The sequence below is a fragment of the Stenotrophomonas geniculata ATCC 19374 = JCM 13324 genome (genome assembly GCF_001431625.1).
GTDB classification, from domain to species: domain Bacteria; phylum Pseudomonadota; class Gammaproteobacteria; order Xanthomonadales; family Xanthomonadaceae; genus Stenotrophomonas; species Stenotrophomonas geniculata.
In genome coordinates, this window is sequence record NZ_LLXT01000092.1 from 38,956 (window position 1) to 55,144 (window position 16,189).

10 protein-coding genes and 1 pseudogene are annotated in these 16,189 nt (G+C 66.7%); 6 read left to right on the forward strand and 5 right to left on the reverse strand.

Annotation, left to right across the window (positions count from 1 at the left end):
* Positions 1–42 precede the first annotated feature (42 nt).
* Positions 43–636, reverse strand: a complete 594-nt coding sequence (locus tag ARC63_RS07905; protein WP_019337089.1) for an SMI1/KNR4 family protein — start codon at positions 634–636, stop codon at positions 43–45.
* A 133-nt stretch (positions 637–769) separates the two neighbouring features.
* Between ARC63_RS07905 and ARC63_RS07910 the strand changes: the two genes are divergently transcribed.
* Positions 770–1,555 carry a dienelactone hydrolase family protein gene (locus ARC63_RS07910; protein WP_019337088.1) on the forward strand — a complete coding sequence of 262 codons (786 nt, stop codon included), beginning with the start codon at positions 770–772 and terminating at the stop codon, positions 1,553–1,555.
* 153 nt (positions 1,556–1,708) lie between these two features.
* Here the strand turns inward: ARC63_RS07910 and ARC63_RS07915 are convergent, their stop codons facing one another.
* Complete coding sequence (locus tag ARC63_RS07915; protein ID WP_057502970.1) at positions 1,709–2,707, reverse strand: polyprenyl synthetase family protein; 999 nt, start codon at positions 2,705–2,707, stop codon at positions 1,709–1,711.
* 215 nt (positions 2,708–2,922) lie between these two features.
* Here ARC63_RS07915 and ARC63_RS07920 point away from each other — a divergent pair, with 215 nt between their 5' ends.
* Positions 2,923–4,536 carry an alpha-glucosidase gene (locus ARC63_RS07920; protein ID WP_057502971.1) on the forward strand — a complete coding sequence of 538 codons (1,614 nt, stop codon included), beginning with the start codon at positions 2,923–2,925 and terminating at the stop codon, positions 4,534–4,536.
* A 183-nt stretch (positions 4,537–4,719) separates the two neighbouring features.
* Here the strand turns inward: ARC63_RS07920 and ARC63_RS07925 are convergent, their stop codons facing one another.
* Both ARC63_RS07925 and ARC63_RS07930 read right to left on the reverse strand, forming a co-directional pair.
* Positions 4,720–7,488 (reverse strand): TonB-dependent receptor, encoded by a 2,769-nt coding sequence (locus ARC63_RS07925; RefSeq protein ID WP_057502976.1) that lies wholly within the window; start codon positions 7,486–7,488, stop codon positions 4,720–4,722.
* 277 nt (positions 7,489–7,765) lie between these two features.
* A complete protein-coding gene (locus tag ARC63_RS07930) occupies positions 7,766–9,820 on the reverse strand; it encodes a glycoside hydrolase family 97 protein (RefSeq protein ID WP_057502977.1) in 2,055 nt (684 codons plus the stop codon).
* 237 nt (positions 9,821–10,057) lie between these two features.
* Between ARC63_RS07930 and ARC63_RS07935 the strand changes: the two genes are divergently transcribed.
* The 4 genes from ARC63_RS07935 to ARC63_RS07950 all read left to right on the forward strand — a co-directional run bounded on the left by ARC63_RS07935 (position 10,058) and on the right by ARC63_RS07950 (position 15,958).
* A complete protein-coding gene (locus ARC63_RS07935; protein WP_057502972.1) occupies positions 10,058–12,250 on the forward strand; it encodes a glucosidase family protein in 2,193 nt (730 codons plus the stop codon).
* On the forward strand, positions 12,247–13,734 hold the full coding sequence (locus ARC63_RS07940; protein ID WP_057502973.1) for an MFS transporter: 1,488 nt from the start codon (positions 12,247–12,249) through the stop codon (positions 13,732–13,734). The genes ARC63_RS07935 and ARC63_RS07940 overlap by 4 nt, the downstream gene beginning before the upstream one ends.
* A complete protein-coding gene (locus ARC63_RS07945) occupies positions 13,734–15,446 on the forward strand; it encodes an alpha-amylase family glycosyl hydrolase (RefSeq protein ID WP_057502974.1) in 1,713 nt (570 codons plus the stop codon). The genes ARC63_RS07940 and ARC63_RS07945 overlap by 1 nt, the downstream gene beginning before the upstream one ends.
* A gap of 125 nt (positions 15,447–15,571) precedes the next feature.
* A complete protein-coding gene (locus tag ARC63_RS07950) occupies positions 15,572–15,958 on the forward strand; it encodes an SseB family protein (RefSeq protein ID WP_010483507.1) in 387 nt (128 codons plus the stop codon).
* Positions 15,959–16,003: 45 nt separating this feature from the next.
* Here the strand turns inward: ARC63_RS07950 and ARC63_RS07955 are convergent.
* Positions 16,004–16,189, reverse strand: a pseudogene (locus ARC63_RS07955) (IS110 family transposase); the annotation flags it as partial.

Genomic DNA, 16,189 nt, shown 5'->3' on the forward strand with positions numbered 1-16,189 from the left:
GCCGGCAACCCACCGGGAAATTCATCCACACACGGCGTGGATCTACTGGTCTTCGTCGATGAACGCGTAATCGCCATCGATCAGCTGCTGCAGGTACGCATCGAAGCTCGGTGCGATCACCGCGTAGCTGTCCGGATCGTGCAGGTAGCGCACCACCTGGCCGACGGTGCCGCCCGGTGCCGGATCGAAATCCAGATACAGCATCGAGGTGCCACCGTTGTTCATGCAGTGCGAGAAACACAGCCGGCGGCTCATCGGCAGATCCGCATCGATGCCCTCGCCGAGAATCTCCGGCTCGTCATCCAGCCACTCTTCGTAGATGGAACGGATGCTGTCGTCCCACCGCTGCTGGTCCTCGAAGATCTGCGCGACCGATCGCAGGTAGTACGGATAGCCGCCGTCCTCGACATCCGAGCCGAGCATCAGCACGCAGACCTTGCCCGCGGGGTACTCCCGGTAGTGGGTGCCATCCACGCGCGACAGCAGCTCCACCAGGCTGCCCGGCACCTGCGGCCACTGCACACGCAGGCGCTGCAGGTCTTCGGCGCTGGCGCCCTGGACATGTGCCCACTGCGGGGCATCCTCGGCAGGCAAACGCGGGATCAGGCCAGACAGAAAGCGATCAACAAGATTCATGCGAAAAAAGGGGACGGAGGGGATTAAGTCGTATCCAACCACACCTGCGTCACGCCGCCAATGCAGAATGCGACGCGGGAGGGGCGATTACGGCTTAATCCCCTCCGTCCCCTTTTTCTTGCGGAGCAGGCGCATGAATCGTTGGCGATGCGGTGTGGCGATGATCCTGGGGCTGGCGGCGATGCCGGCGTGGGCGGCGATGAAGACGCAGCCGGTGGAATGGAAACACCAGGGCACGACCTTCAGTGGCGTGCTGGTCTATGACGACGGCGAGCATGACAAGCGGCCTGGTCTGGTGATGGTGCCGAACTGGAAGGGCGTGAACGAATCGGCCATCGAGAAGGCCAAGCAGCTGGCCGGTGACGACTACGTGGTGCTGGTGGCCGATGTCTACGGCAAGGGTGTGCGGCCGAAGACCGATGCCGAGGCCGGGCCGGTGGCGACCAAGCTGCGCAACGACCGGCCGTTGCTGCGTGCCCGCGCGCTGGAGGCGGTGAACGTGCTCAAGGCGCAGGCCGGCAAGGTGCCGCTGGATGCCAGCCGGATCGGCGCGGTGGGCTTCTGTTTTGGCGGCACCACGGTGCTGGAGCTGGCCCGGGCCGGTGCGCCGCTGGCCGGTGTGGTGAGCCTCCACGGTGGATTGGGCTCGCCGTTGCCGGCGCAGGCCGGTGGCAGCCATCCGTCGGTGCTGGTGCTCAATGGCGCCGACGACAAGAGCGTGACCGCCGAGGACATCGCCGGTTTCCAGAAGGAAATGAACGCGGCCAAGGTCGATTGGGAGTTCACCAACTACAGCGGCGCGGTGCACTGCTTTGCCGAGCGCGATGCCAACAGCCCGCCGGGCTGCCAGTACAACGAACGGGCGGCCAAGCGCGCGTGGAAGGCGCTGGATGAATTCTTCGAGGAGCGGTTCCGGTAAACAAAGGCGTGCCGACCAAGGTTGGCACTCACCGATGTTCCAGTGCCGACCAAGGTTGGCATCCACCCACAGCCACGGTAGGTGCCGACCAATGGTCGGCACCCACCCACAGCCGCGGTAGGTGCCGACCGTTGGTCGGCACACCTCAACCGATCAATGCGAGCGCTGCACCGCGTAGCGGGCCAGGCCGCGCAGGGCGGCGACCGCGTCGTTGTCGCCCAGGCCATCGAGCGCGCGCTCGGCGGCTTCGGCGTATTCCTCTGCACGCGCGCGGCTGTACTCCAGGCCGCCGGTAGCGCGGATCGCGGCCAACACCTCCGGCATCGCCGAGGCATCGCCGTCCTGCACGATGGTGCGCAGGCGCTCGCGGGTGGCGCCGTCGGAGTGCGCCATCGCGTGGATCAGCGGCAGCGTCGCCTTGCCTTCGGCCAGATCATCGCCCAGGTTCTTGCCCAGCTCGTCGGCGTTGGCCGAGTAGTCCAGCACGTCGTCGGCGATCTGGAACGCGTAGCCCAGGTGCATGCCGTAGTCGAACAGGGCCTGTTGCTTGGCTTCGTCCACGCCACTGGCCAGCGCGCCCAGGCGGGTGCCGGCGGCGAACAGCACCGCGGTCTTGCGCTCGATCACGCGGAGGTACGCGGCTTCGTCGGTATCGGGGTTGTGCACGTGCAGCAGCTGCAACACCTCACCCTCAGCGATGCGGTTGGTGGCATCGGCCAGGATCTGCATCACCGACATGCGCTCCAGTTCGACCATCAGCTGGAAGCTGCGCGAGTACAGGAAGTCGCCGACCAGCACGCTCGGTGCATTGCCCCAGAGCGCGTTGGCGGTGCTGCGGCCACGGCGCAGGCTGGATTCGTCCACCACGTCGTCGTGCAGCAGGGTGGAGGTGTGGATGAACTCGATGATTGCCGCCAGCTGGTGGTGATCCGGGCCGGCCTGGCCGACCGCATGGCCGGCCAGCATGACCAGCATCGGGCGCAGGCGCTTGCCGCCGGCGGAAATGATGTGATCGGCGATCTGGTTGATCAGCACGACGTCCGAGGACAGCCGGCGCCGGATCAGGGCGTCGACGGCGGCCATGTCGGCCGCAGCAAGCGACTGGATCTGGGGCAGGCCCAGGGCGGGACGGGTGTCTTCGGTGATGGTCATGCGATCAGGCTTTCAGGCTCGCCGTTGATTATAGGCGTTGCCCGTGAACTCCGGGCGCAAACCGGACTGGCACGCCGCTGCGGCGTGGTCACGCCAGCGGCCAGCGTGAATACGTATGCAGGCTGCGCCATGCCCCGGAGGCCACCGCTAAGCTTGCCGGAACAGGATTTCGGCCCGCTTCCGGTGGGCCCTGCATGCCCGGAGGGGGGCTGTCGATGTCGCACTATCCATGGTGGCGCGGAGCCGTCATCTACCAGATCTACCCGCGCAGCTACCTCGATGCCAACGGCGACGGGGTGGGTGACCTGCCGGGCATCATCGAGCGGCTGGACCACATCGCCGCGCTGGGCGTGGACGCGATCTGGATTTCGCCGTTCTTCAAGTCCCCCATGGCCGACTTCGGCTACGACATCGCCGACTACCGCGACGTCGACCCGCTGTTCGGCAGCCTGGACGACTTCGACCGGCTGCTGGCCAAGGCCCACGGCCTGGGCCTGAAGGTGATGATCGACCAGGTGCTGAGCCATACCTCGATCGAGCACGCCTGGTTCCGCGAGAGCCGCCAGGACCGCAGCAATCCGAAGGCCGACTGGTACGTGTGGGCCGATCCGCGCGAGGACGGCACCCCGCCCAACAACTGGCTGTCGCTGTTCGGCGGCGGCGCCTGGCAGTGGGAGCCGCGCCGTGAGCAGTACTACCTGCACAACTTCCTGGTCGACCAGCCGGACCTGAACTTCCACCACCCGGACGTGCAGCAGGCCACCCTGGACAACGTGCGCTTCTGGCTGGACCGCGGCGTGGACGGCTTCCGCCTGGACGCCATCAATTTCTGCTTCCACGACGCGCAGCTGCGCGACAACCCGCCAAAGCCCGCCGACAAGCGCGTGGGCCGCGGCTTCAGCCCGGACAACCCGTACGCGTACCAGTACCACTACTACAACAACACCCAGCCGGAGAACCTGCCCTTCCTGGAGCGCCTGCGCGCGCTGCTGGACGAGTACCCGGGCGCGGTGAGCCTGGGCGAGATCTCCTCGGAGGACTCGCTGGCCACCACCGCCGAGTACACCCGGGACGGCCACCTGCACATGGGCTACAGCTTCGAACTGCTGGTGGACGACTACAGCGCGGCCTACATCCGCGACACGGTCTCCCGCCTGGAGGCGGCGATGACCGAAGGCTGGCCGTGCTGGGCGGTTTCGAATCACGACGTGGAGCGGGCGGTCAGCCGTTGGGGCGGGCACCCGGCCGACCCGCGGCTGGCACGGATGCTGGTGGCGCTGCTGTGCTCGCTGCGCGGCTCGGTGTGCCTGTACCAGGGCGAGGAGCTGGGCCTGGCCGAGGCCGAGGTGCCGTTCGAGGCCCTGCAGGACCCCTACGGCATCACCTTCTGGCCGAACTTCAAGGGCCGTGATGGATGCCGCACGCCGATGCCGTGGACCGATGCGCCGCTGGCCGGTTTCACTTCCGGCCAGCCGTGGCTGCCGATCCCGGCCGAGCACCGCGCCGCGGCCGTGGCGGTGCAGGAGCGCGACCCGGACTCGGTCCTGGCCGCGTTCCGGGGGTTCCTGGCCTGGCGGCATAGCCAGCCGGCGCTCCTGCATGGCAGCATCCGATTCATCGACAGTACCGAGCCAGTGCTGCTGTTCGAGCGTATGCTTGCAGATGAAACCCTCCTGCTGGCCTTCAACCTGTCGGCCGAGGCGGTGAGCCATCCGCTGCCGCCGGGCAACTGGCAGCAGGTGACGGTACCGGGCCCGGATGCGGGCACGGTGCAGGGCAATGAACTCCAGCTGCCGCCGCGCGCGGTGTATTGCGCCCGACGCAGCTGACCGTTTTCTCCGGTGGCGGTACTTGCGGGGACGGGGCCGAAGCGCCCCGTCCCTTTTTTGTGGGTGGGCCTGGCCGACCAACGGCCGGCATCCGCGCAAAGGAAAACCCGCTGCCTGCGCAGCGGGTTTCCGGTCCTGCTACCCATGGGTTGCCGGCCAGCGGCCGGCACTACCCGGTCGTGATCAGAACTTGTAGTTCACGCCCAGCATGTAGGTGCGGCCCCACTCGATGTACTCCAGCGGGCGGTCCTTGCTGCCGGCGTAGGTGCGGTACGGCTCGTTGGTCAGGTTGCTGCCTTGCAGCAGCAGGGTCAGCCCACGCAGGCTGCTGCTGTCGCTGAAGGTGTAGCTGACCTGTGCATCGGTCACGTTCTCGCCCACCACGTAACGCAGCGTGCGGTTGCCGTTGAAGTTGCCGATCTCACCAATGAAGTCCGAGCGGCGGCGCTGGCTCACGCGTGCTTCAAAGCCACTGCGCTCGTAGTAGGCGGTGAAGTTGTAGACACGCTTGGACAGGCCGGGAAGGCTGATCGGGTCACTGCCCACGCTGGAGGCGCTTTCCGGATCCAGGATGGTGATGTCGCTCTTGTTGAAGGTCGCGCTGGCCTGCACGCCGAAGCCACGCAGGCTGTCGGTCAGCATCTCCAGCGGGAACGACCCGGTCAGCTCCAGCCCCTTCAACGTACCGCCCTTGCCGTTCTGCGGCGTGGAGAAGGTGCCGGTGGTCAGCACCGGTGCGGTCATGCCCGGCGGCGGCACGTAATTGCCCAGCAGGCCGCTGAAGTCGTAGTTGTCCACCGACTGCGTGTAGACGTAGCTTTTCAGGTCCTTGTAGAAGATCGCCGCTGCGACGTAGGCCTTCTCGCCGAAGTACTTCTCATAGGACAGGTCCAGCGCGGTCGCGCGCCACGGATCCAGCAGCGGATTGCCGCCGCTGCCACCGGGGCGGCCGTTGTTGGTATCCACACCGAACTCCAGGCCGGCACGCATCTGGTCCACGCGCGGGCGCGCGACCTGCTTGGCGGCGGCGAAGCGCAATGTCTGCTGGTGCGGGAACATGAACACCAGGTTCAAGCTCGGCAACCAATCCTTGTAGGTCTTGCCGGCAGAGAAGGGCTGGGTGTTGCTGCCCGCCGGCTGCGAGCTGTCCCAGTAGCGCGAATCCGAGCTCTGGTCGGTGTGCTGCATCTGTACGCCGATGTTGCCGCGCACGCCGACCACGCCGATGTCGGTGTTGATGTTCAGGCGTGCCCACGCGGTGGTGATCTTCTCCTCGACCGTCCACGACTTGGGAATCAGGTAGTCCAGGTTGTCGACCGGGTTGAAGGTCATGTAGCGACCCACCGCCGCCGGCACGTTCCACGAGGGGATGTAGCCGATGCCGGCGAAACCGAGGTTGACCGGGCGGTACTGCAGGTCCGGGGCGATGGTGGATTCACCCTGAGCACCGAGCAGGATGTTGCCTTCGGCCTGGGCCTTCTGCTTGCGGCGGTCGGCATAGTTCACGCCCACGTCCACATCCGAGAACCAGCTGGACATGGCTTCAGGAACCGGCAGCGTCGCCGCCAGCTTGGCGCCCTTCAAGCGGTCTTCAACTTCCGGCACCTTGCCGTAGCCGGAACCATAGATCGTATTGGTCAGGAAGAGGCTGTCCGGACTGGAATAGTCGCGCCCCGGCGTGATCTGCGAGAAGCTGTTGTTGTTCACCACCAGGCCGATCGTATCGAACTGCGGGCGCGGCACCAGCTGCAGGTTGTTTTCCAGGTTGATCTCGCGGCGGGTCGCCTTCGAGTAGTTCAGGTCGGCGACCAGTTTCACGCCGCCGACGTTGAACTCGTTGTTCCAGCCGAACGCGTCGATCTTGTCCTTGCGCTTGTTGTACATGCCGCGGACCAGCGGGTACGCATTGCTGATCGTGCCACCGGTGAAGCTGCCATCGGCATTGCGGCCGACATTGCTGAACACCGGCAGGATCGCGTTGGGATTGTTGCTGTCCTCGCCATTGCCACTGAGGCTCAGCTCGAACTGGTTGGCGGTGTCGATCTGCTCGGCTTCGGTGTGGAAGGCGTCGAAGGTGCTGGTCCAGCTGTTGCTCGGGCGGAACTGGATCGTCGCCATCACGCCGTCGCGCTTGTTGTTGCCGGTACGGCGCAGCGCCTTGATGCCATCGGTGAAGTAGGTGCCTGGCGCGATTCCGCGACGCTCGCCCTTGTCGGTGTGCTCGGTGGTCCAGGGCTCGTAGAGGCCGACCTGGTTCTCCTGGATCGGCATGTCGCTGTGCGCGTAACCGATGGCGATGCCCAGGGTGTTGTCGAAGAACTGGTCGATGTAGCTGGCACTGAAGCGGTTGCCATACGGATCGATGTTGGCGGCGCGGCCCAGGGAGCTCTTCTGGTAGCGGCCGCTGACCGCGATCACGCGCTCGCCGAAGCTGAGCGGGCGTGCGGTCTGCATGTCGATGGTGCCCGACAGGCCCTGGCCGACCAGGGCCGCGTCCGGGGTCTTGTAGACGGTCACGCCGTTGACCAGCTCGGACGGGTACTGGTCGAACTCGACACCGCGGTTGTCGCCGGTGCTGACCACTTCACGCCCATTGAGCAGGGTGGTGGCGAAGTCGGGTGACAGGCCGCGCACGCTGATCACCTGCGCACGGCCGGCAACGCGCTGGGCGGCCAGGCCGGGAAGGCGCGAGATGGATTCGGCGATGCTGACGTCGGGCAGCTTGCCGATGTCTTCGGCGGAAATCGCCTCGACCACCGAGGTGGCGTCCTGCTTGATCGCGATCGCGTTTTCGATGCCGCGGCGGATGCCGGTGACCTGCACCGTATCCAGGTTGGTGGCGGCGGTGGCGGCCGGCGTGGTGGTGCTCTGCGTGGACTGTGCAGACGCCAGCGTCGGCGCCAGGACAACGGCCAGCGCGATGCTCAGCGCGCTGCGCTTGTGGTTCAACATTTTCCCCTCCCAGGCAATGTTGCAGATCGATTCGTGAACGTCCCGGAGTGACCGTGGACGTGCGACGCGGTGGCCGCTGTCGTCGCCGCTATGGTAGGCAGCGCGTTCTTCGCGGGAATCACCCTGCATACGTATTCAATGCCGTTTGCAGGGGTGTAATCGCTTTCAGGTGCATCGTTCTGTAGAGCCGAGCCCATGCTCGGCTGCGTTCCGGTGCTGCGCACCGCCGCCCGAGCGTGGACTCGGGCGCTACAGCGGCGCGCAGGCAGGAAGACGTTCAACGGATAGGCGTGAAGCGAATGGCCTGCCCACCGCCCGGTGCCAGTACCAGCGTCACTGCATCGGCGCTGGTCACCTCGCGGGTTTCGCGTGCGAACGCGAACGGGTTGCTGCGGAAATCAGCGCCCTCGCCATCGCGGTAGATCTCGGCGCGATAGCGCACGCCGGGTTCCAGGAAGCCCAGCGACACCGGCAGCACGCGGCCGTGTTCATCGGTGATGCTGCCGAGGAACCAGTCGCGGCTGTTGCGGTCGCGGCGCACGATCGTCACGTAGTCGCCCACCTCGCCATCGAGCACGCGGCTCTGCTCCCAGTCCACCGCCACGTCTTCGATGAAGCGGAACGCCTCGCGATGCTGCAGGTAGTGCTCGGGCAGGTCGGCGGCCATCTGGATCGGGCTGTACAGCACCACGTACAGCGCCAGCTGGCGCGCCAGCGTGCTGGGAATGGCCTGGCCGTGGCGGCCCTTCAGGCTGAGGATGCCGGGGGTGTAATCCATCGGCCCGGCCAGCATCCGGGTGAACACCAGGTTGACCTCGTGCTCCGGCGGGTTCGGCGGCTGGCCCCAGGCGTTGTACTCCATGCCGCGTGCGCCTTCGCGCGAGATCCAATTGGGGTAGGTGCGGCGCAGGCCGGTATCCTTGATCGGCTCATGCGGGTTCACCGACAGGTGCCGGCGCGCGGCCTCCTGCACCACCTTCAGGTGATGGCGGGCCATGAACTGCCCGTCGTGCCACTCGCGCCAGAGCGAGCCGCCAGCCGGATTTCGCCGGTCGACCTGGCCATCGTCGCAGACGTAGCCGGTCTTGAACTGGTCCACCCCCAGCCGTGCGTACAGGTCCAGCGCGGCGCCCAACTGATCCTCGTAGTGCTCGATGGCACAGCCGGTTTCGTGGTGGCCGATCAGGTGCACGCCCTTTTTCAGGCCATACGCCGACAGCGCTTCGATATCGAAATCGGGCGTGGCGCGGGTGAAATCAAAGTTGTAGCCATTACCCACCCACATGCCGTCCCAGCCCGGATTCCAGCCTTCCACCAGCACGCCGCGGAAGCCGTGCGCAGCAGCGAAGTCGATCACCTTCTTCGTCCTGGCGGTGGTGGCCGCATGCTTCGGCCCGGTCGCCCAGCTCTCGTTGTCCAGGTGCATCGACCACCACACCCCGAGGTACTTGGCGGGCTTCACCCAGCTCACGTCGCCCAGCGCATTGGGTTCGTTGAGGTTGAGGATCAGGTCCGATTCGATCAGGCCACCCGCGCGGTCAGCAACCTGCAGCGTGCGCCAGGGTGTGGCGAAGGGGAGGGCACGGCGCACCTTCCAGCCTTCGGCCGAGGGCGAGAGCTGCGCGCGCAGGCGCTGGCCCTCGGTGCGGCGCAGCCACATGCCGGCGTAGTCCACCAGCGCAGCCTCGTGGATCGCCACGTGCAGGCCATCGCGGCTGCGCAGGGTCATCGGCGTATGCACCTGCGGCACTTCGCGCAGCGGGGTACGCTGGTACAGGTACTCGTAATGGATCGGTTCGCCGGCGGGAATCCACCAGGCGGTGGAATCCTGTGCGATGGTAAACTCGGTCAGCTCGTCATCGATGATCGCTTCGCGCAGGTTCGGCTGCTCGGGGAACACGTAGCGGAAGCCGAGGCCGTCGTCGTAGACGCGGAACACCACATCCAGCCGCCGCTTGCTGCCCGTGGTCTCGGCCAGCTGCACGGTCAGCTCGTTGAAGTGGTTGCGGGTGACCCGGCGCTCGCCCCACGGCTGCTCCCAACTGTCGTCGACGCTGCGCCGCTGCTGGCCGAGCAGGGCGAAATCGCGGTCCAGGCGGCCATCGCGCAGGGCGAAGCCGAGCTTCGAATCCTCCACCACGGGCTCGCCGAAACGCTCGACGCGGTAGCGGGCGGTGCCGCCGTCCAGCACCAGGCTGACCTTCAGCACCTTGCCGGGTGATTCGACGCTGGCGACCTGTGGCGCGGCCTGTGCCAGCGTGGCCCAGGCCAGCAGGGCCAGGCCGAGCAGGTGCGCGATTGCCGCGCGTACAGAAGTGGGTGACATCGGCAGTTCCCCTCCCAAGGCGCCGTTGGCAGACCCGGACCATAAGCCAGCACAGCAGGCGCGCTACCGCGTGGCGCCATGAATACGTATGCAGCTGGACGCAGCCGACAGCCCCGCGTCTACCATGGGGCCAAGGCACCTTGAGGGAGGGGCCGTGCCCGCCCGCCGGCAACGACGGTGCGGACCTACAACGCGTGCAGAGAGGGAGGGAGGCCGACGGGCGCAAGCCGGTCCGCCGCTTCGATGCTGAAGATCATTTGCCTGACCGCTGCCCTGGGGGCAGCGCTGGGATCGACCGCGCAGGCGGCCGACCTGCAATTCGACGGCCGCCATGCGCGTGCCGAAGCCGCTGCCAACGGCAGCTTCATACTTCATGCGCCGAAAGGTGAGGTGCGTATCGCGCCCATGCCGATGCGCAGCCAGACCGGCAGCGTGATGTTCGACGCGCTGTTCGCGCTGGCCCAGCAGGAAATGGACCAGGACCGTGTGGACGCGATTCGCGATCCTGCGTTCGACGAAGGCCGGCCGGTGCCGTGCGAGTGCTTCCAGACCGGCGCGCGCTGGCCCTATGTGTGGACCCGCGATGTCAGCTTCGCCGCCGATCTGGCGCTGGCGCGGCTGGACCCGCAACGCACCCGGCAGTCGCTGCAGTTCAAGCTGTCGGCGGCCCGAGATGGTCACACGCCCGGCCTGTTCGTGGCGCAGGACACCGGGTCCGGCGGCAGCTGGCCGATCAGCAGCGACCGCGTGGTGTGGTTCCTGGCCGCGCGCCACCTGCTGGATGATCCGGCGTTTGCCGATCAGGTCTGGCAGGCGCTGCAGGGCACGCTGGCCCAGGACCGCGCGATGGTGTTCGACGCGCAGGTGGGCCTGTACCGCGGCGAGACCTCGTTCCTGGACTGGCGCGAGCAGACCTATCCGGACTGGACCCGCGAGGACGTGCGCTTCATCGGTGATTCCTACGCGCTATCCACCAACGTACTGCACTACCAGGCGCTGCGCCTGGCCGAACGCCTGGCCGGCCAGCGCGGCGATGCCCGCGCGGACGAGTACAAGGCGTGGGCCGATGCGTTGGCGCAGCAGATCGATGCGCGCTTCTGGCGGGAGGACATGGGCCAGTACATGAGCTACATCGGCGAAGCGGCGCACCCGGTGCCGTACGCCAAGGTCGCTCTGCTGGGCCTGTCGCTGGGTATCCTGGCCGACGTGCTGCCGACCGGGCGTGCGCGCCGTGCGCTGGCGGCGTACCCGATCGGGCCGGCCGGCAGTCCGGTGGTCTGGCCGCAGGAAGGGCAGCAGCCGATCTATCACAACCGCGCCATCTGGCCGTTCGTCAGCGCCTATTCGCTGCGCGCGGCGCGCCAGCTGGATGATGTCCCGCGCATTGCCGCCGAGATCCGTTCGCTGATGCGCGGCGCCGCGCTGGCCGGTTCCAACATGGAAAACTACGAGCTTGTCAGCCAGGCCGTGCATGTGGACGAAGGCGCGCTGAGCGGGCCGGTGGTCAATTCCGAGCGCCAGCTGTGGTCGGTGGCCGGCTATCTGGCCATGGTCACCGAAGGCGTGTTCGGCGTGCAGGACGATGGCCGCGTGCAGCCCAAGCTGCCGGTCGCGCTGGTGCCGGAACTGTTCGGCACACATCCCCGTATCACGTTGGAAGCCAACGGCAAGCGCTATGTGCTGGAGCGCCCGCAGAACGTGGGCGATGGCCTGCTGGTGGCCGGCAGAACCACCACGCGTGGCAGCACCACGACAGTGCAGCTGGTCGCCGCCCCGGCAGCAACCGGTTTCGCTGCCACGACTGCGGATGCCAACGTGCGTGCGCCGGCCACGCCGGTTGCGCCGCAGGCCCCGCGCAAGGGCACGGGCTGGAACGTTCCGGTGGCAGCCGATCAGGTGCTGTGGAAGGACGGCAAGGCGGTCACCGCCAGCAACGGCGTGGCGCGCATCAACGACGATGGCCTGCAGCATTGCCTCAGCCTGACCCGGCGCGAAGGCACGTTGGAATCGCTGCACAGCCCGATGCTCTGCGTCGGTCCGCAGCAGGTGCTGAAGGGTGAGGAACGCTGGCAGTTCACCTCGGCCAAGGCCGGGCAGGTGCGCCTGCGCCTGCAGTACCGCAACCCGAACGGGCCGATCAACACCGGCGTCACGGCTGCAGTCAAGCAGCTGGTGCTGCAGTGCCCGGGCCAGCCTTTGCAGCGGCATACGGTTGCGATGCCGCACAGCGTGGCCGTGCAGGACTCGACCTCGGCAACGTTCGCCGTGCCCAAGGGGCCGTGCACGGTCGCGCTTGAAGAAGGCTTCAACATGAGCGCGCTGCAGCATTTCGCGCACTACACCGGCGGAAAGGGCGGGCGCGACGGCGTGCTCAACCAGGCGCAGGTGCAGGCGTTGAAGGTGACGCAGGTGGCGGCGGAAGAGGACGCACGATGAATCGTCCCGCCAAGCCACAACTGTCGTTCTGGCAGATCTGGAACATGTGTTTCGGCTTCCTCGGCATCCAGTTCGGATTCGCCCTGCAGAACGCCAACGCCAGCCGCATCTTCGAGACGCTGGGCGCGGACATCGACGCGGTACCTGGATTGTGGATCGCCGCGCCGCTGACCGGCCTGCTGGTGCAGCCGGTGATCGGTTACCTGTCCGACCGCACCTGGACCCGCTGGGGGCGCCGTCGTCCATACTTCATGATCGGTGCGGTGCTGACCACGCTGGCCCTGCTGGTGATGCCGAATTCGCCAACGCTGTGGATCGCCGCCGGTACGCTGTGGGTGCTGGATGCCTCGATCAACGTATCGATGGAGCCATTCCGCGCCTTCGTCGGCGACCAGCTGGCGCCACGCCAGCGCCCCACCGGCTATGCCATGCAGAGCTTCTTCATCGGCGTGGGCGCCATCGTCGCCAGCTTCCTGCCGTTCATCCTGGCCCACTTCGGCGTCGCCAATACGGCCGCCGCAGGTGAAGTGCCGGACACCGTGCGCTATGCGTTCTACTTCGGCGCGGTGGTGCTGCTGGCGGCGATCACCTGGACGGTGGTCAGCACCCGCGAATATTCACCGGCGGAGCTGGCCGGGTTCGATGATGCCGAGCCGCCGGCACATTACGCGGCGGCGACGATCAGCGGTCCGGCGCCCTGGACGCAGGTGGCCGTATGGCTGGGGCTGGGCGTGCTGCTGGCGCTGCTGATCGCGTGGCGGCAGGGCGACCGGATGCTGTACGTGCTGGCCGGCCTGTGTGCCGGCTACGGCCTGCTGCTGGCCGTGGCCCGCGCGTTGCCTGGCACGCATATGCTGGCCGCCATCGTGGGCGACCTGCGGGCGATGCCGGTCACGATGCGGCGGCTGGCCTGGGTGCAGTTCTTCTCGTGGTTCGCGCTGTTCGCAATGTGGATCTACACCACTGCCGCAGTGGCCGGTGTCCACTTCGGTTCGGACGACCCGAAGATGGCGGCCTACAACGAGGGCGCCAACTGGGTGGGCGTACTGTTCGGCGCCTACAACGGCTTCGCTGCGCTGGCCGCGGTACTGATTCCACCGATGGTGCGTGCCATCGGCCTGCGCTGGAGCCACCTGCTCAACCTGTGGTTGGGTGGCGCCGGTCTGGTCTCGCTGATGTTCATCCGCGACCCGCACTGGCTGCTGCTGTCGATGGTCGGCGTCGGCTTCGCCTGGGCGTCGATCCTCTCACTGCCCTACGCACTGCTGTCCGACAGCGTGCCGGCGTCGAAGATGGGCGTGTACATGGGCATCTTCAATTTCTTCATCGTGATCCCGCAGCTGGTCGCGGCCAGCGCGCTCGGTTTTGCCCTGCGCGCCTGGCTGGGTGGTCAACCGATGCATGTGCTGGTGCTGGGCGGCTGCAGCCTGTTCGTCGCCGGCCTGTGCGTGCTGCGGGTTCCGTCCCGTCCGGAGGTGGTGTGATGCGTGGTGTGCTGTCTGTTGCTGTTTCCCTGGTGCTGGCTGGTCAGGCGGTGGCCGCGCCGCGTCCGGACTACGTCGGTACCACCGAACCGTTCGCCAGTGATGCGGTGTATTTCGTGGTCACCGACCGCTTCGTCAACGGCGATCCGTCCAACGATCACCGCGACCAGGGCGGCAAGCACCGCACCTTCGATATCCCGGTGCCGTGCCCGGACAAGGTGGACGGCAACATCGGTTACCTCGGTGGTGATTTCCGCGGCGTGCTCGACAATGCGCAGTACATCCGCAATCTGGGGTTCGGCGCGGTGTGGATCACGCCGATCGTGGACAACCCGGACGAAGCCTTTACCGGCAGCAAGCCGATCAGCTGCACCAGCACGCTGACCGACCGTGGCAAGACCGGCTACCACGGCTACTGGGGCATCAATTTCTACAAACTCGATGAACACCTGCCCAGCAAGGACCTGGACTTTGCCGGATTGACCAAGGGCCTGCACGGTGCTGGCTTGAAGGTGGTGCTGGATATCGTGGGCAACCACGGTTCGCCGGCCTGGACCATGCCGACGCGGCAGCCACAGTTCGGCCAGATCTTCGACCGGGATGGAAAACTGATTGCCGACCACCAGAACCTGCCCCCGCAGAAACTGGATCCGAAGCACAACCCGCTGCACGCGTTCTACAACAACGTTGGTCCGGTCGACAGCAAGGATGGCTCGATCTTCGATGGCAACCTGGCCGAGCTGTCCGACTTCAACCAGGACAATCCGGCGGTGATGGAGTACCTGGTCGGCGCCTACCTGCAGTGGACCGCGCAGGGCGTGGACGCGTTGCGCATCGACACCATCGGTTGGCTGCCGCACCCGTGGTGGCATGAATTCGTCAAGCGCATCCGCGCCGAGCATCCGGGCATGTTCATGTTTGGCGAAGCCTTCGACTACAACGCGGCGACCATTGCCGAGCACACCTGGCCGGCCAACGCCAATGTCAGCGTGCTCGACTTCCCGCTGCGCGGTGCACTGGAGCAGACCTTCGGCACCGCCGGCAAGGGCTTTGAAACGCTGGCCGAGCCGCTGCACCTGAGCGGGGGGCCGTACGCCAACCCGTACGAGCTGATGAGCTTCTACGACAACCACGACATGCCGCGCCTGCAGGCCAGCGACAGCGGTTTCATCGATGCGCACAACTGGCTGTTCACCGCGCGCGGCATTCCGGTGGTCTATTACGGCTCGGAGACCGGTTTCATGCGTGGCCGCGCCGAGCACGCCGGCAACCGCGCCTACTTCGGCCAGCCGCGTGTGGATGCGGCGCCGAAGAGCCCCATCTTCGCGCCGCTGCAGCGTATCGCGCGACTGCGTGAAGCCACCCCGGCGCTGCAGCGCGGCCTGCAGGTGAACGAGCGCCTGCAGGGTGATGAGGCGGTGTTCTTCCGTGTGCTGCAGCAGGGCGAGGTGGCGCAGACCGCGCTGGTGCTGCTGAACAAGGGCGACCAGGCCAGGAGCTTCACCGTGGCGCGTTACGTCCAGGCTGGCCGCTGGCGTGATGCGCTGGACGGCGGTTCGTTGCAGGTGGATGCCTCCCTGAAGGCCGAAGTGCCTGCGCATGGCGTGAAGGTGTACGTGCTGGATGCCGCCGTGCAGCAGCCAGCGCTGCAGGTCGAGCTGGACAAGGCGATGACCGACCAGAAGGCTCGGGACCAGCGTCTGGGACGGTGAGGGCGCCGCCGGGCATGGCCCGGCGCTACCGCTCTGGTGGGTGCCAACCTCGGTTGGCACGCTCTTCGAGCAGTCGAGCAGGCTCGACCCTACAATAGGCCCCCCTCACGCCCTGCCGTACCGCCATGACCGACCTCGCCCCGCAGACCCCGATCGAAACCCTGCTGAAGGCGGCGATGGACGGGGCGGTGCCGATCCGCGCCTTCATGGAGGCCTTCGTCGCTTCCGAGGTAGTGCTGCTGACCGGCAGCCTGGTCACGCCCGACGGCAGCGGCTTCGACCCGCTGCTGTTCGACAAGCAGGGCATCCTGCACGTGGCCGTGTTCACCGATCCATCGCGGGTGGGCATCTACAGCCAGCAGGCCCAACACCAGATCCGCTGGTTGATGCTGGACGTTCTCCGCCGCGTGCCGGGGGGCTACGGCGTGGTGATCAACCCAGGCACTCCGCTGGGCTTCGAGATCTCGCCCAGCGGCGTCGGCGAGATCCTGAAGGACTTCGCGCAGGGCTGAGTTGCCGCCTGCGGCTCCTGTAGAGTCGAGATCCTATGTTCGTGGTCAAGCCTGCTGGAAGCAGGCTTGACCCACCTTCAGCATGGCCGGATCGAAGTCTCGGCCGCTTTTGAACACGCCCCAGGCGATCCTGGCCAGCTTCCTTGCCAGAATGTTGAAGACGGCGGTGCTGGGGTGACCGCGTTTTGCCAGCTCGTCGTAGAGCGGTTGCCCCCGGCGACACCGCTTGAG